Below are 17,632 nucleotides of genomic sequence, written 5' to 3'. Positions count from 1 at the left end.
CTGGGTGGGCTACCGCAGCATGGACTGCTGTCAGTACGCCCCAACCATGCGAAGGATCAGTGCGGGCAGGGCGTCGAGCACATCGGCGGACTGGTCGGCCGGGGCGCCGTAGGTGTGCGCGGCGACCGAGAAGCCCGGCCCGAAGGATGCGGAAGCCACCTCGGGAGCGCCCACGTCCGACCATCCCCACTTGCTGCCCTGTACGCCGGGAAGCTGGGCGGTGCCCCAGTTCTGGGGAGTGCCGTCGGCGGCGGTATTGCTCGCACCCGCCATCCACTCGAAGATCGGCGAACCGGCGTCGGTGCGCTGCTTGGCGGCCAGGAAGTCGGTGATGTCGGCGGTGCTGGTGCTCGACCGGCCCCAGTCGCTGGTGCCATGGGTCGCGCGCAATCCGTATTCGCTCGCGGTCGCTTCGATCGCTTGCGGATATTTGTCGGCGAGTCGGGTGGCGGCGCCGTCGTCGGAGTCACGGATCATCCGTTCCGACAGCGCGCGGTCCTCCGGCGAGCCGTCGCCGTGGCGCAGCGCGTAATCGGCGATGTAGAGCTTGGACATCGACAGCGCCGACCGCGTTTCGTGCTCGTTGACTGTGCCCCAGGCGAATCCACCCGGCATCCGCAGCGACATGGCGGTTCGCGGTGGCACCGTCGTCGGGTCCTCGTCGGCGCGGGCGGCGGGCGCGGCCACCATGAGGCCGACGGCGACCGCCGCCGCACACCATGTCACTGTTCGAATGCTCACGAACGTCCTCCGATTCCGCGCGACGGCGTTGCGATCGTGGGGAATGAAACCCGAACGTCGCAGGTCGGCGTGGGAGGCGCGCGGTAATACCGATCAGATCAGGGGCTTGCCGAGCCGGTGGCGGCGGCGCATGTCGACGAGGGCGACATTGAAGGGGAAGTTGCGGAGGGGGCGAGGCAGGCGGCCCATCACGTTGCCGGTGGTGCGCATCAGACGGTTGAGCTTGCGCTCGTCGGCGGGGCTCCACGACAGGCCGAGTTCGTCTCGGAGGTGCTGGGGGAGCAGGCCGGTCGTGAACCAGCGGTGGAAGCGGGCGAAGGGCGGGCGCAGCAGCGGGTGGAGCATCTTCAGGTCGAGCAGGTCGTCGAAGTAGGCCTTGACCGTGGCGTCGACGCTGGTGAGCTTCAGATGCTCGGACCAGTAGGCATCGAAGGCGGCGCGGTCGGCGGGCCACATCTCGCGGGGCACCTGGAGGGTGGTGCCGAGGTAGTGGGCGTAGTCGTAGAAGGTGTCGGCGATGGCGTCGTCGACCGGGCCGTAGAGGCGATCCATCACGTCGACCGAGCCCCAGTACAGACACGCGGCCACCCACAGCTGCAGGTTCTTGTCGAAGGCGTTGTACTTCACGGGGCTGTCGGCGGTGGAGTGGACCTGGCGGTGCGCGCCGTTGACGGCGGTGCGGTAGGCCGCGCGGTCGGCGTCGGTGCCCATCAGTGCGACCGACAGGTAGGTGAGCGTGGTTCGGGTGCGCTTGATCGGGTGCCTCATGATGCTGCCGCTGTGCACCGTCGATTCGGCGACGCCGTGGCCCACGGGTGCCAGGCTGAGCTGCATGATCACATTGGCGGTCGCGCCGTAGAAGGCAGCGGAACCGTCGACGTAGTCGCGGATGTCGAATTGTGCCGGTTCGGATTGCTGCGAACGCGAGCGCGACTGGATGGTCATCGTTGACCCCGTTTTCGTCGAAGAGAGCGTGAGAGAATTATACGTTGAATCTCGCATCATGTCACCGGGGGTGTCAACGACAGCGGCGGCGGCAAGCGCAGAATCTCTTCGCGTTAGCGTTGACGGATGCCCTATGGTCCGCCGCTGCTGCTCACTTCGTTGAATCCGGCCGCCGTCGCCGCCGGGGATGACATTCCCGACTCCGTCACTATCGATGATGCCACCGTGTCGCGCAGTGATCTGCTGGGTTCGGCAACATCTGTGGCGGAACGGATCGCCCGTGCCGACCGTGTCGCGGTGCTGGCCGAACCGACCCTGCGCACTGTGATCGCCGTGGTCGGTTGCCTGATCGCCGGTGTCACCGTGGTTCCGGTGCCGCCGGACTCCGGTGCCGCCGAGCGCGAGCACATTCTGCGCGATTCCGGTGCACAAGCCTGGCTGGGCCCGGCGCCGGAGGACACGGATCTGCCGGTGGTGCCGGTGCGGCTGCACGCGCGGTCGTGGCACACCTATCCCGAGCCCGATCCGGCGGCGATCGCCTTCATCCTCTACACCTCGGGAACCACCGGGGCGCCCAAGGGTGTGATGCTCAGCCGTGGCGCGATCGCCGCCGGGCTCGACGCGTTGGCCGAGGCGTGGGCATGGACGTGGAAAGACACACTGGTGCACGGGCTTCCGCTGTTCCACGTGCACGGGCTGATCCTCGGGCTACTCGGGCCGCTGCGCATCGGTAGTCCCGTGATCCACACCGGCAAGCCCACGCCCGAGGCGTACGCGGCTGCGGGCGGCAGCCTGTATTTCGGCGTGCCGACGGTGTGGTCGCGCGTGGTCGAGAAGCCCGAACTGGCCAAGGAGTTGGGTAAGGCGCGGCTGCTCGTCTCGGGCAGTGCGCCGCTGCCGGTGCCGGTGTTCGAGAAGCTGGCCGAACTCACCGGGCAGGCGCCGGTGGAGCGGTACGGGATGAGCGAAACCATGATCACGCTGTCCACCCGGGCCGACGGTGAGCGCAGGCCCGGCTGGGTCGGTACACCGGTGCGAGGGGTGGAAACGAGGCTCCGAGACGAAGCAGGCGAGCCCGTTCCGCATGACGGCGCGAGCATCGGTGGCCTGCAGGTTCGTGGACCGATGCTGTTCGACGGCTATCTGAATCGGCCGGAGGCCACCGCGCGGGACTGGACCGAGGACGGTTGGTTCCGCACCGGTGACGTGGCTGTCATCGACGCCGACGGGTTCCATCGGATCGTCGGGCGCGAGTCGATCGACCTCATCAAATCGGCCGGCTACCGGATCGGCGCGGGGGAGATCGAGACCACGCTGCTCGGCCATCCGGCGGTCGCCGAGGTCGCCGTGGTCGGGCTGCCCGATGACGATCTGGGGCAGCGGATCGTGGCCTTCGTCGTCGCGCGCGACGGGAGTTCCGACGCGCTCGGCATCGAGCTGACCGCCTATGTGGGCGAACAGCTTTCGGCTCACAAGCGTCCGCGTGAGGTCCGCTTCGTCGACGCGCTCCCACGTAACGCGATGGGCAAGGTGCAGAAGAAGCTGCTGGACTGAGATTCACTCGGTCCGTTCGGTGCTCCCGCGAGCGCTCATTCTCCGGATCGGTCCGATCAACGCGTGGTAAATCGGCCGAACGACGCGTCCCGGCAGGTAGCGATGGCGCTCCTCCTGCCAGACGCGTGCCCGCCGGTGTGCCGCGAGCGGTGACCACTTGTCCGGATCGATGGGCTGAGAACTATGGAATTCGATGCGGCACAGGTGTTTCGTGTTGACGAATCCGTACTGACCGGGGCTTACCAGCCGAATCGGAGCGCCGTGATCGCTGGTGAGCGGCTGCCCGTCGAGCCGGTCGGCGATGAGCACGTCATCGGCGAGCGCGTCCTCGAGCAACGCGATCGACTGGAACCCGTCGAGACCTTCGAAAACGACGTGACTGATCGAACTACCCGGCACGAGAACAGGTTCGACGCGCGTGCGATAGAACGTGGCGAACCCGATGCCCTCCCAGCGCAGGTCGGTAGCACTCCACCCGGCCACGCAGTGGAAGTCGGCCTTCACCTCCACTCGCGGTAACTGGGCCAGGTCCGTCATGGCGAGAGTGAACGGTTGCGTCAGCTCCCCACTGACCTCGATCACCGGGTTCGCGGGAATCGGCGGCGGCGGGTGATGCAGGTGGGTACCGAAGCGGGGGAAGCCGTCGATCGCACGTTGACCAGGGGGAAGTGTCATGTCGAACCTCCAGTTATACGGAACCGTATAACTAGCAGCCTAGCGCGCGGATGGCGCGAGGTCGAGAGACGATGTGGATCTAGCGGCTGTGCGCTAGCCCACCGCCTCGGCACTGACCGGCCTCAGTCCGGAACCCGCACCGCACTGAGCTTTTCGGGGTTGCGCATGGAGTAGATCGCGGTCACCCGGCCGTTGGTGACCTCGATCGAAGTCACCTGGTCGAGCACGCCGTCGACGGTCGCCAGGATCGTGGGCATCGCGTTGTAGATGCCGAGGTGCGCGCCCATGACGCCGAGCCGCTGACCCTTGGCGAGCAAGCCGATGACGAGCCTGGCCACCTTGTCCTGGCCGTGTACCGGCCTGCGTACCGCGCTCACCACGCCGCCGCCGTCACCGAGGAACACCACCTCGGGAGCGAGCACGTCCATCAGTGCTTGCACATCGCCGGTGGCGGCCGCGATCGAGAACTTCTCGACCACCGACTGGGCCTGCGCGGGAGTGGCGATGGCGGTGTGGCGCGCGGCGTGGACCCGGTTGCGGGCGCGTTGGTTCAGTTGCCGCACAGCGGCTTCGGATTTGTCCACCGCCGCCGCGATCTCCGGATAGTCGAACGCGAACACCTCGCGCAGCACGAACACCGCCCGCTGCACCGGCGTGAGCGTTTCCAGCACGAGCAGCATCGCGGTGCTCACCGCCTCGCCGGTGAGCACGTGCTCGACCCCGCCGTCCGCCTCGGTGGCCAGTGGTTCTGGCAGCCACGGGCCGATGTAGTCCTCGCGCCTGCGGGCGGCGGACCGCAGCACCCCGAGTGCCTGCCGCGTGACGATCTGCGCGAGGTAGGCGCGCGGGTTCTCGATCGGCGCGAGATCGACCTCGCGCCAGCGCAGATAGCTGTCGTGCAGAACATCCTCGGTGTCGACGACCGAGCCGAGGATCTCGTAGGCGATCGAGAACAGCAGCCGCCGGTTCTCGGTGAAGGTGTCGACGTGTGCCCGGATCACCGTTTCGGGCCGCTGATCCACACGCTGTTGCCGGTGCGGGAGGCATAGGCGGCATAGCGGCTGATGCGTTCCTTGGCGAACGACGCGAGGGATCCGCCGAGGTACAGCCGCTGGGCGATGTCGTTGCGGTCGGTCGTCTGCACCAGACCGTCATGCCTGCCCAGGCTCATTCCCTGGCCGCTGTAGCCCAGCGAAAACGGCCTCGGCTCCCGTCCTTTGCTCATCCTGGCCAGCGTATCGGCCGCGTGTGCGCCCTGGGGAGCGGCGGTGGCGCAGGCCATGCGCATGCCGGGCACAGCCGCGCAGTCGCCGACGACGAAGACGCGAGGATCGGTGACGCTGCGCAGGTTGGCGTCGACCAGGGCGCGGCCGTCGACGTCCACCGCGAGTCCGCTGCGAGCGGCCAGTTCGGGTACCGCGGAGATGATCGCCCAGAGAGTGAGGTCGGAATCGAGTTCGGTGCCCGAGCCCATTCGCAGGGTCGTCCCGTCGATCTCGGCGACCCGATCGGCCACGATCTCCACGTTCAATCGGGCCATCGTGTGCCGGATATGCCGTTGCGCACCGGCCGAGAGCCCGTCGGCGACCGTCTCGCTCACCAGTCGTACACGCAGGTCGGGACGGGCTTCGGCGACCTCGGTCGTGGTCTCGATCCCGGTCAGCCCACCGCCGATCACCGTGACGGTCCCGCCGGCGGGCAGCGCCTCGAGCGCGATGCGTGCCTGTTCGGCGCCCTCCCACGTACCGACCGCGATCGCGCCGGGCAGCGGGTTCGCGATGCTGCCCGCCGCGAGGATCGCGTGGTCGAAGTTCAGGCTTCGACCGTCGTCGAGGGAGACAGTGCCGTCGCCGATCTTGTCCACACTCGCGGTCTCGATCGTGATCGAGTCCCTGAGCATCTCGGTGAGCGGTCGAGCCGCGGCACCGCTGCCCGCGATCTGCTCGTGCAAGCGCACCCGTTCGATGAAGTCGCCCCGTGGATTGACCACAGTGATCCGGGCATCGGGAACTTTCTTGTTCAGCCGATTCGCCGCGACAGTCCCTGCGTAGCCCGCTCCGATAACCACGATGTCCATCTGTGCCTCCTGCCATGGGAACTGATGTGTTCGACCATGGGATGCGGGCAGGCGCCTGTTTGTGACGGTGACCCCCACCACAGCGGAAAGGCCCCGTACTCCGCAGAAGTACGAGGCCTTTCCCTATCGCGATGTCAGATCAGGGCTGACCGGTCGCGAAGGCGATCACGGCATCCAGGAATTCCTGGCCGCCCATCAGGTAGCCGCCGATGACCATTCCGGCCGGGATGGTGAACAGCCACAGGAACGGGAAGAACGCGCCGATGACGCCGCCGATGACGACGCCGGGCAGGTTCTTGTTGACCTGCTCGACGAGCCGGTCGTAGGAGCTGATGTCCTTCAGTTCCGCGATGTTGCTCAGCTTCGCGGAATCCTCGGGCGCCATGGTGGAGGTCAGCTTGACGGTGCGGCCGTCCTCGCTGATCTGCTGGTTCACGGCGATCGGCAGGCCTGCGACCTCGGAGCGCAGCGGCGCCTGGTCGACGGTCACGCCGTCAGCGGTCTTGAGCAGCACCGAGGCGCCGTCGGCGGCGACCTCGAACTTGCCGTTGTCGACTGCCCAGGTGACCGTCTTGTCAGCCGGGGACACCGTGGTCGAGTAGTTGATTCCGTGCGTCACGCCAGAAGTCACGCCCCCCGAAGCCACTACAGCGGGCTGTTCGGTGGCCACCGCGGGCGCACCGTTGGCAGTGGCAGCGGTAATCCCCACCGCGGCGACCGCCATGAAAACAGCAGTAGTGATCTTTCCGAACTTCATTCTTGAATCCCTCCGCTTTTTCGCTGTCCTGATCGGAGCAGCGAAACGAAGGTTAGCGCGCGAATTCGCTTGTCGCACATTTAGGTTCATCTTCATGAAACCGCAATATTTGCTGAATTGTGACTGGTGAGAAGAATTGCCGGGCCGTTCGGCCCGGCAATTCGACCGGTCAATCGTTGGCGTGCAATGCGGCGTTCAGTTCCACGCCGGTGCCCTTGCGCCCGACGACCTCGACGGCGCCGGTGGTGGAGTTGCGGCGGAACAGCAGGTTGTCCTGACCGGACAGGCTCGCGGCCTTGACGACGGTGCCGTCGGGTCCGGTGACCTTGGTGCCCGCGGTGACGTAGAGGCCCGCCTCGATCACGCAGTCGTTGCCGAGGGAGATGCCGACGCCCGCGTTGGCGCCGAGCAGCGAACGCTCGCCGACCGAGATGACCTGGGTGCCGCCGCCGGACAGGGTGCCCATGATGGAAGCGCCGCCGCCCACGTCGGAACCGTCGCCGACCACGACACCCGCCGAGATACGACCTTCGACCATCGAATTGCCGAGGGTGCCCGCGTTGAAGTTGACGAAGCCCTCGTGCATGACGGTGGTGCCCGCGGCGAGGTGCGCGCCGAGGCGGACCCGGTCGGCGTCACCGATGCGCACACCGGAGGGGACCACGTAGTCGACCAGGCGGGGGAACTTGTCGACGCTGAGCACCGTCACCGGGCCGCGGGCGCGCAGCTTCAGGCGGGTCTGCTCGAAACCGTCGACCGCGCACGGGCCGTGGTTGGTCCACACCACATTGCTGAGCAGGCCGAACTGGCCGTCGAGGTTCAGGCCGTGCGGCTGGACCAGACGGTGCGAGAGCAGGTGCAGGCGCAGGTAGACCTCGTGCGCGTCGACCGGGGCGGCCGACAGATCCGCGATGGTGGTGCGCACCGCGATCACCTCGACCCCACGCGCCGCGTCCACGCCGAGGAGCTCGGCGAACTCGGGCACCTCGGCGGCGTCGAGGCGCTGGGAGCCGGTCTCGGTGAACTCGCCCAGCGCGGGGCTGGGGTACCAGGTATCGAGGACGGTCCCGTCCGAGGTCACATTGGCGATACCGATTGCAGTTGCTCCCTGAATACTCACGGAGGCTATTTTGCCCGTTCCGGCCGGTGCGGTGTTCCGCGGGCCCTGTGCGTTGGACCACGCGGTCGGCTTCGCCGGGATCCGCGGATGAAGGGCTCGGCCGTACTACTGTCGAGATGTGACTCTCGATTTGCGTGCCGACCCCATCCAGTTGACCGCCGCCCTCGTCGACGTGCCGAGTGTGTCGCGCGACGAGGCCAAGATCGCGGACCTGGTCGAGCAGGCGATCCGGGAGCAGACCACCGGGTTCGAAGTGCTGCGGCACGGCAACGTGGTGCTGGCGCGCACGCAGCGCGGATTGCCGACGCGAGTAATTCTGGCGGGACACCTCGATACGGTGCCGATCGCGAACAATGTGCCGAGTCGGCCGGACCGAATCGACGGCGAAGCGGTGCTGTTCGGTTGTGGCACAGTCGATATGAAATCCGGCGACGCGGTATTCCTGCACCTGGCCGCCACGATCGCCGACCCGGCCCATGATTTGACGCTGATCTTCTACGACGGCGAAGAGATCGCCGCGGAGTTCAACGGACTCGGACATATCGAGCGTGAATTGCCGGAATGGCTCGAAGGCGACTTGGCGATTCTCGGTGAACCGTCGGCAGGTTGGATCGAGGCGGGGTGTCAGGGCACCTTGCGGATGCGATTGACCACCTCGGGGGTGCGAGCGCATTCCGCACGAGCATGGCTGGGGGAGAACGCGATTCACGGTCTCGCTCCGGTGCTGGCGCGGTTGTCGGCCTACGAGGCGCGCGAGGTCGATATCGACGGTTGCGTGTACCGCGAGGGTCTGTCGGCCGTGCGGGTCTCGGGTGGGGTCGCGGGCAATGTGGTGCCCGATGTCGCCGAGGTGGATGTGAACTTCCGTTTCGCCCCCGACCGCACCGTCGAGCAGGCCGTCGCGCATGTCCACGAGGTCTTCGACGGACTCGACGTCGCCTTCGAGGTCACCGACTCCTCACCGGGCGCCCTGCCCGGCCTGACCGCCCCCGCAGCCCGCACCCTCATCGACTCCGTCAACGCCCACGGTGGCGGCGGCGTGCGCGCCAAGTACGGCTGGACCGACGTGTCCCGCTTCGCCGCCCGCGGCATCCCCGCCGTGAACTTCGGCCCTGGCGACCCCAACCTCGCCCACAAGCGCGACGAGCACGTCCCGCTCAGCCAGATCACCGCCGTCACCGCGATGCTGCGGACCTACCTCTCGCGCGCCTGATCTGCGCAAGCGCGGAGAATCGGTCGAACCTTGCGCAGGGCTGGAGCACCTGCGCGATGAGCAACGAATGACCCTGTCCCACCGAGCAATAGCCTTGATCTTGCCTATCGGTGCCCGGTCCGGTCTGGACACCTGAATCGGCCCGGGTTGTGCAAGTATCTGGGCTGGCGGTTGTCTCGAGCCATGAGAGCATCGTGGGCGTGACCGAACGCCTGCGAGCCATCGCCGCCGACAACGAGCAGATCATCGCAGCTGGCGGTTACCTGGCGCCCGGCGGACACTATGTCTCGTTGACATCGAGGGTGCAAGCCGCCGTTCAGGGCACCCGGATGTACGGCCCCGACCCGGTCCCGGTCATCACCCGCAGTGAGGCCACCACCGTCATTACGGTGACCGGGGAGAGCAGCCTCGCTGCGGCGCTCCGGATGTACGACACCGATCCAGAGCCGGTCGCCGTCCTGAATTTCGCGTCCGCACGCAATCCCGGCGGCCACTACCTCGCTGGCGCCAGGACCCAAGAAGAAGCCCTGTGCCGAGCATCGGCGCTGTACACCACCCTGCTCGCCGTGCCGCAATACTACGAGCACCACCGACGCACACCGGACCATTTCTACAGCGACCGCGTGATCCTGTCTCCCGCCGTGCCTGTCTTCCGCGACGACACGGGCGCCCTGCTCGACAGCCCCTATACGGTCGGCTTCCTCACTTGCCCGGCGCCCCGCACCAACGTGATCATGCAGGAGCTGGCGAGCGAGGCGCATCGAATACCCGCGGTGCTGGCCACCCGCGCCGAGCGCATTCTCGAAACAGCGGTCGGCTACCGGCGTTTAGTACTGGGCGCCTGGGGTTGCGGCGCCTACGGCAACGACCCAGGCATGGTGGCCGGTGCCTTCCATGCACTGCTAGCCGATGGTGGGCGGTTCAATGGGCACTTCGATGAGATCACCTTCGCGATACTGGACCGGACCTGTGGCGAGACCATCCTCACTACCTTCCGAACCGTTTTCGCGGCAGAGTAGATCCCCGCCGACCGACACCACACCCGCCTGCCGGCAGCCCACCGACCCGCCCCTCACCCCACAAGCACAACAGAGCACGAATTGGTCCCGCCAGGCTTCTGCTCGAGGTCACGGCCAATGTTGAAGTCACCGAAACCCCTCATCGACTCCGTCAACGCCCACGGTGGCGGCGGCATGCGCGCCGAGTACGGCTGGACCGACGTGTCCCGCTTCGCCGCGATGCTGCGGACCTACCTGTCCAAGCCGTAGGCCGAGACGCCCGTCGAGGTTCGCGCTCACCAACCGTTGGTGAACAGGGCTGCCAGGCCGGGGACCGGGTTCGACGCGTTGGTGGTGTTCGCTACCGCGACGACGACCATGACCAACGCGAACAGGGCCGAGAGGGTGCCGAACCAGGCGAGGACGCGACGGGAGCGGCGGTCGGGGGACCGGACGGACTTGCGCCACAGAAGGGCGCACGCACCGAGTAGGAGAACGGCCGTTACGGCGGCGAGCGCGGCCATCGCCACGTGGTAGCGAGCGAATTCGTCGATCATCACCTCCAGCGGGGGTACTCGGGTGCCGTCGGCCAACCGCCGGTCGACCTGGGTGATGACCTCGGTCGGGGCGGAGTCCTCGCCCAGCAACATCGGCAGCAGCGACGCGAAGGGCGTCACCGCGCCCTGCACATTGGCCAGCACCAGCACCAGCGAGCACAGCGCGAGCACGGCGGCCAGGCCGCCGGATACCGCGAGACCGACCCGTGTGCCCCGCGCCGCCTGGCCCGCCGCCACGAACGCCCGCCAGAGCTTCACGGCGAGCGCGACGAGCACGGCCAGCAGAATCGCGGCGAGTACCGCTTTCACGAGGTGATAGCGGTACCAGTAGTCGACCACCTTCGCCAGGTCGGCGGTGAACTCACGGTTTCCGGCAAGCCAATACTCGACGAAGGCCGTGCGGAATGCTCGTCGAAGATCGTTTTCGTCGCTGAAACCGGCCTCGACGCTGTTCGCCAGCAGGCGTGGAGCGACAACGAACGCGGTGATCAGCGCACCGGCCATGGCGACGAGCACGACGAGCACACGAGTGGAACGTGCCGCGACGGCAGGGGACACGGGAAATCCTTCGGCTCGATCGAGGACGCGGATGGCCGTGGCCCGGCCGATCTAGAAGTGCGCGCCCGTGACCGGAATCCAACACAGTAAGTTGGGGTCATGTCTACCGATTCCGCTGATGAACAGGTTGGGAAGGTCAAACCGAAGTTCCGTGGTCCGGTGATGTTCCGCCGGGAGCGCAAGCCCGGTGTGCGGACCGCCGACCGGAACCTGCTCGATACGCGGCAGGACAGCGACTGGGTGCATACCGATCCGTGGCGGGTACTGCGGATCCAGGCCGAGTTCGTCGAGGGTTTCGGCGCGCTCGCGGAGATCCCGCCCGCGGTGACGGTATTCGGCTCGGCGCGTACGGGTCCCGACCACCCCGAGTACGTGGCGGGCAGGGAGATCGGCGCGGCGCTCAGTCGGGCGGGCTTCGCGGTGATCACCGGCGGCGGGCCCGGCGCGATGGAAGCGGCCAACCGCGGTTGCTCGGAAGGGGGCGGCTACTCGATCGGGCTCGGGATCGAGCTGCCGTTCGAGCAGGGGCTCAACGAGTGGGTGGATCTGGGGATCAACTTCCGGTACTTCTTCGTCCGCAAGACGATGTTCGTGAAGTACTCCCAGGCTTTTGTCTGCCTGCCCGGTGGTTTCGGGACCCTGGACGAGCTGTTCGAGGCGCTCACCCTGGTGCAGACCCGCAAGATCACCCGCTTCCCGATCATTCTGTTCGGCACCGCCTACTGGTCCGGCCTCGTCGACTGGCTGCGCAGCTCCCTGGCCGGCTCGGGCAAGATCTCGCCCGAGGATCTCGACCTGATCCAGCTCACCGACAGCGTCGACGAGGTCGTGCGGATCATCCAGGGCGAAACCGGCGACCACGCGAACATCGAGCGTCTCGGCACCGAGGATCAATGGTGAGCTATTCCGTGTGTGTCTACTGTTCCGCCAGCACCACCGATCCCGACCTGATCAGCCTCGCGGCGCGCGTCGGCACCGAGATCGCGCGTCGCGGTTGGCAATTGGTTTCCGGTGGTGGTCACGTGTCGATGATGGGCGCGGTGGCCACCGCGGCCAGGGCCGGTGGCGCGCACACCATCGGCGTGATCCCGAAACATCTGGTGCACAAGGAAGTCGCCGATGTCGACGCCGACGAACTGCTCGTCACCGACACGATGCGCCAGCGCAAGCAGATGATGGAAGCGCGCGCGGACGCGTTCCTCACGCTCCCGGGCGGCATCGGGACCCTCGAGGAACTGTTCGAGACCTGGACCGGTGGCTACCTCGGTGAACACACGAAACCCGTTGTCCTGCTGAACGCGAACGGCTTCTACGACGGCCTGTTCCACTGGATCGATGAACTGTCCGAGCGCACAATTGTGCCGCGGGCAGCACGTGACCGACTCATCGTGGCCACCGACCTGCCCACCGCGTTCGCCGCGCTGGAACCGGCCGCGCCCGCACAGTAGGAGAGATCGACGTGAGCAATGACGCGCGCGACACGGTAAGCGTGTTCGACCTGGCCAAAGCCCTGCCCGCCATGGCGCTCGACGCCCCCGGCATGCTGCGCAACGCACGCGGAATGCTGGTGGGGCCCAAGGACAAAGCCTCCATCGGGCTGTATTTCCAGCGGGTCGCACACCGCAGGCCCGACCGGGTGTTCCTGCGTTTCGAAGGTCGTTCCTACACCTACCGCGCCGCCAACAGTGAGGTGAACCGTTACGCCGCAGTGCTTTCCGCGCGCGGGGTGACGCGCGGCGATGTGGTCGGCGTGCTGATGACCAACCGGCCCGAAACCCTGTTCACGGTGCTGGCCGTGCTCAAGCTCGGCGCCACGGTGGGGCTGCTCAACTACAACCAGCGAGATCAGGTGCTGGCACACAGCATCGGGCTGCTCGGCAGCGTGCTCAATGTCGTCGGCGCGGAGTGCGCCGAGGCGCTGGAGTCGCTGCCCGAGCCTGCGGAGAACGTGCTCACCGCCGAGGAGTTGGACGAGTCGGCCCGCACCGCAACCGATTCCGACCCCGCCACCTGTGCGCGGGTCCGGGCCGGGGAACGGGCGTTCCTCATCTTCACCTCCGGCACCACCGGTCTACCCAAGGCCAGCGTGATGACCCATCAGCGCTGGACCAAGAGCATGTCCGGGCTCGGCGGGCTCGGCGTCCGGTTGCGGGCCGACGACGCCCTGTACTGCTGCCTGCCGCTCTATCACAACAACGCGCTCACGGTCGCGCTGTCGGCCGTGCTCGCGGGTGAATCGACCTATGTGCTCAGCCGCAAGTTCTCGGCGTCGGGGTTCTGGGACGAGATCGCGCGCGAGCGGGCCACCGCGTTCATCTACATCGGCGAGCTCTGCCGATACCTGATCAACCAGCCGGTGCGGTCCGGCGAGAAGGGCAATCGGGTCAGGCTGGCAGTCGGCAACGGGTTGCGACCCGAACTGTGGGACGAGTTCCGGCGCCGGTTCGGGATCGGCCGGGTGGTCGAGTTCTACGGGTCCAGCGAGGCGCCGCTGGCGTTCGTCAACGCGTTCGGCGTCGACCGGACCGCCGGACTGTGCCCGCTGCCGTACGCGGTCGTCGAGTACGACGACGAGACCGGCCACGCGCGGCGCGGTCGCGATGGGAAGCTGCGCCGGGTGCGGTCCGGCGGGGTCGGGCTGCTGCTGGCGAAGGTGAACAACCGTCAGCCGTTCGACGGCTACACCGACAAGAAGGCCTCGGAATCCAAGCTGGTGCGCGACGGCTTCAAGAAGGGCGACTGCTGGTTCGACACCGGCGACCTCGTCCGCGATCAGCATTTCTGGCACATCGCGTTCGTCGACCGGCTCGGCGACACCTTCCGGTGGAAGGGCGAGAACGTGGCGACCACGGAGGTCGAGGGCGCGCTCGGGCACGACGAGCGTGTCGATCAGGCTGTTGTCTACGGCGTCGACATTCCCGGCACCGACGGAAAAGCGGGCATGGCGGCGATCACGCTGGCCGACGACGCCTCATTCGACGGAAAGGCATTGGCCGCGACCGCTTATCAGCGACTCCCGCTGTACGCGGTCCCGCTGTATGTGCGCGTGGTCGCCGAACTGGAGCAGACATCGACGTTCAAGAGCCGGAAGGTGGAATTGCGTAAGCAGGGTTATGCGCCCGACGTGGACGGTCAGCTGTATGTGCTGTCCGGTCCGACAGAAGGCTATGTTCCTGCCTACGCCGAATACGCGGCTGACGTTGCCGCTGGTCGAGCGCCGAGATAGCACCCGTAATGTCTGATTTCGTATGAACATGGGTAACTCGTCGGGCACGCCCGAACCTCGACCGAATTTCGAACCGCCTGCCCGGAGCATGAGCAGTCGCGGTGAACAGTCGTCGGCCGAAGACTCGGAGAGGCGGAGCGGGCAGACTCTGTGTGGGCGCGAGGTGGCGACGGATCGCGCGTTGGTGATGGCGATCGTGAATCGCACGCCGGACTCGTTCTACGACCGTGGTGCCACGTTCAGCGACGAGGCCGCGATGGAACGTGTCTCGCGCGCGGTCGACGAGGGCGCCGATCTGGTCGACATCGGCGGAGTGAAGGCGGGGCCGGGAGTCACCGTCGACGCGGCCGAGGAAGCGCAGCGGGTGGTGCCCTTCGTCGCGGCGATCCGGGCGAAGTATCCGGACCTGTTGATCAGTGTGGATACCTGGCGAGGTGACGTCGCGCGGGCCGCGGTCGCCGTGGGCGCCGACCTGATCAACGACACCTGGGCCGGCGCCGACCCCGATCTCGTGCACGTCGCCGCCGAAACGGGCGCGGGCATCGTCTGCAGCCACACCGGCGGCGCCGTGCCGCGCACCCGTCCGCATCGTGTTCGCTACGCCGATGTGGTGGCCGAGGTGACCGCCACCGTCGTCGCCGCGGCCGAGAATGCCGCGGCCGCGGGGGTGCGAGCCGATGGCATCGTGATCGATCCCACTCATGATTTCGGCAAAAACACCTATCACGGGCTCGAGTTGTTGCGCGGAATCGACGGTCTTGTAAAAACCGGATGGCCAGTGCTGATGGCACTGAGCAACAAGGATTTTATCGGGGAGACTCTAGGTGTAGGTCTCACCGAAAGGGTCGAGGGCACACTGGCGGCAACCGCATGGTCGGCCGCCGCGGGCGCTCGGATCTTCCGGGTTCACGAAGTCGCCGAAACGCGGCGGGTCGTGGACATGATCGCCGCGATCCAGGGCATCCGGCCCCCCGCACGAACTCTGCGAGGTCTGGCATGAAAATCCAACACCGCGAGCCCGCCTGGGCCACTACCCACACATGGGACACCCCTGAATGGACGGTCGGCGAGCTCGTCGCCGCCAAGGAGGGCCGCACCGTTTCGGTGGTGCTGCCCGCGCTGAACGAACAGGACACCGTCGCCGCGGTCGTGGCCAGTATCCGGCCGCTGCTCGGCACGCTCGTCGACGAACTGATCGTGCTCGACTCCGGGTCCACCGACGCCACCGCCGAACGCGCACGCGCGGCGGGCGCCGAGGTGATCTCCCGCGAGGAAGCCGTTCCCGAACTCGAACCGGTCCCCGGCAAGGGCGAGGTGCTGTGGCGGTCGCTGGCGGTCACCACGGGCGATCTGATCGCCTTCGTCGACTCCGACCTGATCGACCCCGACCCCGACTTCGTGCCCAAGCTCCTCGGCCCGCTGCTGATGACGCAGGGCACGCACCTGTCCAAGGCCTACTACCGCCGCCCGCTGCGCCAGGGCGAGTCCCTGGACGCGAACGGCGGCGGGCGAGTCACCGAACTCGTCGCCCGTCCGCTGCTGGCCGCCCTTCGCCCCGAACTGGCGCAAGTGCTCCAGCCGCTCGGCGGCGAATACGCGGGCACCCGCGAACTGCTCACCGCGGTCCCCTTCGCTCCCGGCTACGGCGTGGAGATCGGCCTGCTCCTCGACACCTACGACCACATGGGCATGGACGCCATCACCCAGGTGAACCTGGGCGTGCGCACCCACCGCAACCGCCCGCTGTCCGACCTGGGCGTGATGAGCCGCCAGATCCTCGGCACCGCTCTACGCCGCAGCGGAGTCCCCGACTCGGGCGCCCCACTGACCCAATTCCCGTTGATCGAAGGCGAATTCATCGCCCACACCACCGCGGTCTCGCTCGAAGACCGACCACCGATGAAAACCCTTCGGCCCGAACAAGTCGCGGCATAGTCGTCGACATCGGGCGCCGCCCCGGTCAGCGAACCGGAGCGGCGCCCGACGTGTGAGGGCTGAAGGTGACCGGGGCGCAGGACTGTGCGGGGATTCCCTCCACGCTGTTCGCCCACACCGAGCGTGGGTTCACGCTGTGCGTCGGCCCACGTAGCTGACTGCCCGCGGAGTCGGTGGCAGCCGTTAGAGCTCGGCACTCTTGCCAGGGCCATGGATCGGCCCGTCCAGTGCTGTCAAGGGTCTTGCTGTGGCCCCGCTTCGCTCGGCGAGAATTTGGCCGAGGATGGAGATGGCGGTTTCCGCTGGGGTGTGGGCATTGAGATCGAGGCCGAGAGGGCTTCGGACGCGGGCGATTTCGGGGTCGCTGAGGCCGGCTTCGCGCAGGCGGGCGGTGCGGTCGGCGTGGGCTCGGCGGGAGCCGAGGGCGCCGAGGAAACCTACGGCCGGAAGGCGTAATGCGGTGGCCAACAGGGGGACATCGAATTTCGGGTCGTGGGTGAGGACGCAGACGACGGTGCGGTCGTCTACTCGGGCTGCCGCGTTCTCGGCCTCGAGGTAGCGGTGGGGCCAGTCGACTACGACCTCGTGTGCGGCGGGGAAACGGGCCGGGGTGGTGAAGGTTTCGCGGGCGTCCACGACGGTGACGTGGTAGCCGAGGTTCGCCGCGGCGACGGTCATGGCGCGGGTGTAGTCGTTGGCGCCGGCCAGGATCATCCGGGCGGGGGAGCGGAAGACCTGGACGAAGGTGCGGGGGCGTTCGGCCTGGGCTGGGGTGCAGTCCTGGGCGCCGATGAGCCCGTTGTGGCCCGCGGCGAGGAGGGCGGCGGCGTCGTGGTCGAGGCCGCGCCATGGGGCGGAATCGCCGGGCCGTAGGAGTTTTCGGTCGGGGGTCGACTCGAGGGTGGTGGCGTAGGCGACCGGGTGGTGTGCGTCGAGTGCGGTGTGGAGGGCGCGCAGGACGGGGAGATCGTCGCGGTCCAGGCGTTCGACGAAGACTTCGATCTCGCCACCGCACGGTAGGCCGACCGTGAGTTCATCGGCGGCCGCGAACCGCTCGAGGCTCGCCTGGCCGTCGAGCAGAACCTGGCCGGCGGTAGCGAGCACCGCCGACTCGACGCAGCCGCCCGACAGCGAACCGAGCACGCGACCGTCGCCCGTCATCGCCATCGCGGCCCCGGTTTCGCGCGGACCCGCACCGGTTCGGTCGACGATCCTGGCCAGTGCCACGGCCTGATCACCGAGCAGTTCGAGCACCTGTCCGAGGAGATCACGCATC

At 67.5% G+C, this 17,632-nt stretch carries 18 protein-coding genes; 9 read left to right on the top strand and 9 right to left on the bottom strand.

Going from position 1 to position 17,632, the window contains the following annotated elements:
• Positions 1 to 30: 30 nt before the first annotated feature.
• Both IBJ82_RS15035 and IBJ82_RS15030 read right to left on the bottom strand, forming a co-directional pair.
• A complete protein-coding gene (locus IBJ82_RS15035; protein ID WP_370585316.1) occupies positions 31 to 741 on the bottom strand; it encodes a hypothetical protein in 711 nt (236 codons plus the stop codon).
• A 93-nt stretch (positions 742 to 834) separates the two neighbouring features.
• Positions 835 to 1,686: an oxygenase MpaB family protein gene (locus IBJ82_RS15030; protein ID WP_194826530.1), complete on the bottom strand. Its 852-nt coding sequence runs from the start codon at positions 1,684 to 1,686 to the stop codon at positions 835 to 837.
• 126 nt (positions 1,687 to 1,812) lie between these two features.
• Between IBJ82_RS15030 and IBJ82_RS15025 the strand changes: the two genes are divergently transcribed.
• Positions 1,813 to 3,240, top strand: a complete 1,428-nt coding sequence (locus IBJ82_RS15025; protein ID WP_194826529.1) for an acyl-CoA synthetase — start codon at positions 1,813 to 1,815, stop codon at positions 3,238 to 3,240.
• Between the two features lie 3 nt (positions 3,241 to 3,243).
• Here IBJ82_RS15025 and IBJ82_RS15020 read toward each other — a convergent pair whose 3' ends face one another.
• The 5 genes from IBJ82_RS15020 to dapD form a co-directional block, all read right to left on the bottom strand.
• Positions 3,244 to 3,915 (bottom strand): molybdopterin-dependent oxidoreductase, encoded by a 672-nt coding sequence (locus IBJ82_RS15020; protein WP_194826528.1) that lies wholly within the window; start codon positions 3,913 to 3,915, stop codon positions 3,244 to 3,246.
• A gap of 122 nt (positions 3,916 to 4,037) precedes the next feature.
• On the bottom strand, positions 4,038 to 4,937 hold the full coding sequence (locus tag IBJ82_RS15015) for an RNA polymerase sigma-70 factor (RefSeq protein WP_370585315.1): 900 nt from the start codon (positions 4,935 to 4,937) through the stop codon (positions 4,038 to 4,040).
• Positions 4,913 to 5,992, bottom strand: coding sequence for an NAD(P)/FAD-dependent oxidoreductase (locus IBJ82_RS15010; protein WP_194826527.1), 1,080 nt, complete (start codon positions 5,990 to 5,992; stop codon positions 4,913 to 4,915). Before IBJ82_RS15010 ends, IBJ82_RS15015 begins: the two co-directional genes overlap by 25 nt.
• A 139-nt stretch (positions 5,993 to 6,131) precedes the next feature.
• Positions 6,132 to 6,749 (bottom strand): hypothetical protein, encoded by a 618-nt coding sequence (locus IBJ82_RS15005; RefSeq protein WP_194826526.1) that lies wholly within the window; start codon positions 6,747 to 6,749, stop codon positions 6,132 to 6,134.
• Between the two features lie 169 nt (positions 6,750 to 6,918).
• A complete protein-coding gene (dapD, locus tag IBJ82_RS15000; RefSeq protein ID WP_194826525.1) occupies positions 6,919 to 7,869 on the bottom strand; it encodes a 2,3,4,5-tetrahydropyridine-2,6-dicarboxylate N-succinyltransferase in 951 nt (316 codons plus the stop codon).
• A gap of 118 nt (positions 7,870 to 7,987) precedes the next feature.
• On the opposite strand from dapD, the gene dapE reads away from it, so the two are divergent.
• From dapE to IBJ82_RS35075, 3 genes are all read left to right on the top strand, one after another.
• Entirely contained in the window at positions 7,988 to 9,082 is a 1,095-nt protein-coding gene (gene dapE, locus IBJ82_RS14995) for a succinyl-diaminopimelate desuccinylase (protein WP_194826524.1), read from the top strand.
• Positions 9,083 to 9,192: 110 nt separating this feature from the next.
• A complete protein-coding gene (locus tag IBJ82_RS14990; protein ID WP_370585314.1) occupies positions 9,193 to 10,101 on the top strand; it encodes a TIGR02452 family protein in 909 nt (302 codons plus the stop codon).
• Positions 10,102 to 10,218: 117 nt separating this feature from the next.
• Positions 10,219 to 10,350, top strand: coding sequence for a hypothetical protein (locus IBJ82_RS35075; RefSeq protein ID WP_255532938.1), 132 nt, complete (start codon positions 10,219 to 10,221; stop codon positions 10,348 to 10,350).
• Positions 10,351 to 10,376: 26 nt separating this feature from the next.
• Here the strand turns inward: IBJ82_RS35075 and IBJ82_RS14985 are convergent, their stop codons facing one another.
• Entirely contained in the window at positions 10,377 to 11,195 is an 819-nt protein-coding gene (locus IBJ82_RS14985; RefSeq protein WP_228537141.1) for a hypothetical protein, read from the bottom strand.
• A 99-nt stretch (positions 11,196 to 11,294) separates the two neighbouring features.
• On the opposite strand from IBJ82_RS14985, the gene IBJ82_RS14980 reads away from it, so the two are divergent.
• The 5 genes from IBJ82_RS14980 (at position 11,295) to IBJ82_RS14960 (ending at position 16,356) form a co-directional block, all read left to right on the top strand.
• On the top strand, positions 11,295 to 12,095 hold the full coding sequence (locus tag IBJ82_RS14980) for a TIGR00730 family Rossman fold protein (protein WP_056813420.1): 801 nt from the start codon (positions 11,295 to 11,297) through the stop codon (positions 12,093 to 12,095).
• Positions 12,089 to 12,643, top strand: coding sequence for a TIGR00730 family Rossman fold protein (locus IBJ82_RS14975; protein WP_194826523.1), 555 nt, complete (start codon positions 12,089 to 12,091; stop codon positions 12,641 to 12,643). The genes IBJ82_RS14980 and IBJ82_RS14975 overlap by 7 nt, the downstream gene beginning before the upstream one ends.
• Positions 12,644 to 12,654: 11 nt before the next feature.
• The gene (locus IBJ82_RS14970; protein WP_194826522.1) at positions 12,655 to 14,421 is read left to right on the top strand and encodes a long-chain-acyl-CoA synthetase; all 1,767 of its coding nucleotides are present in this window, start codon (positions 12,655 to 12,657) and stop codon (positions 14,419 to 14,421) included.
• 88 nt (positions 14,422 to 14,509) lie between these two features.
• A complete protein-coding gene (gene folP, locus IBJ82_RS14965) occupies positions 14,510 to 15,421 on the top strand; it encodes a dihydropteroate synthase (RefSeq protein ID WP_194826521.1) in 912 nt (303 codons plus the stop codon).
• Positions 15,418 to 16,356, top strand: coding sequence for a glucosyl-3-phosphoglycerate synthase (locus tag IBJ82_RS14960; RefSeq protein WP_194826520.1), 939 nt, complete (start codon positions 15,418 to 15,420; stop codon positions 16,354 to 16,356). The genes folP and IBJ82_RS14960 overlap by 4 nt, the downstream gene beginning before the upstream one ends.
• Positions 16,357 to 16,539: 183 nt before the next feature.
• On the opposite strand, the gene IBJ82_RS14955 is transcribed toward IBJ82_RS14960, so the two are convergent.
• On the bottom strand, positions 16,540 to 17,631 hold the full coding sequence (locus IBJ82_RS14955) for an XdhC family protein (protein ID WP_194827161.1): 1,092 nt from the start codon (positions 17,629 to 17,631) through the stop codon (positions 16,540 to 16,542).
• Position 17,632 lies beyond the last annotated feature (1 nt).

The organism is Nocardia sp. XZ_19_231 (genome assembly GCF_015355705.1).
In the GTDB taxonomy this organism is placed as follows: Bacteria; Actinomycetota; Actinomycetes; order Mycobacteriales; family Mycobacteriaceae; genus Nocardia; species Nocardia salmonicida.
Note: the sequence above shows the minus strand (reverse complement) of the source record. Positions and strands in the feature narration are given on the sequence as shown.

Bases quoted from the DNA above. Each gene is read 5' to 3' on its own strand.
- IBJ82_RS15030 (WP_194826530.1), bottom strand. From the start codon at position 1,686: ATGACCATCCAGTCGCGCTCGCGTTCGCAGCAATCCGAACCGGCACAA.
- IBJ82_RS15025 (WP_194826529.1), top strand. From the start codon at position 1,813: ATGCCCTATGGTCCGCCGCTGCTGCTCACTTCGTTGAATCCGGCCGCC.
- IBJ82_RS15020 (WP_194826528.1), bottom strand. From the start codon at position 3,915: ATGACACTTCCCCCTGGTCAACGTGCGATCGACGGCTTCCCCCGCTTC.
- IBJ82_RS15010 (WP_194826527.1), bottom strand. From the start codon at position 5,992: ATGGACATCGTGGTTATCGGAGCGGGCTACGCAGGGACTGTCGCGGCG.
- IBJ82_RS15005 (WP_194826526.1), bottom strand. From the start codon at position 6,749: ATGAAGTTCGGAAAGATCACTACTGCTGTTTTCATGGCGGTCGCCGCG.
- IBJ82_RS35075 (WP_255532938.1), top strand. From the start codon at position 10,219: ATGTTGAAGTCACCGAAACCCCTCATCGACTCCGTCAACGCCCACGGT.
- IBJ82_RS14980 (WP_056813420.1), top strand. From the start codon at position 11,295: ATGTCTACCGATTCCGCTGATGAACAGGTTGGGAAGGTCAAACCGAAG.
- IBJ82_RS14975 (WP_194826523.1), top strand. From the start codon at position 12,089: ATGGTGAGCTATTCCGTGTGTGTCTACTGTTCCGCCAGCACCACCGAT.
- folP (WP_194826521.1), top strand. From the start codon at position 14,510: ATGAGCAGTCGCGGTGAACAGTCGTCGGCCGAAGACTCGGAGAGGCGG.
- IBJ82_RS14960 (WP_194826520.1), top strand. From the start codon at position 15,418: ATGAAAATCCAACACCGCGAGCCCGCCTGGGCCACTACCCACACATGG.
- IBJ82_RS14955 (WP_194827161.1), bottom strand. From the start codon at position 17,631: ATGCGTGATCTCCTCGGACAGGTGCTCGAACTGCTCGGTGATCAGGCC.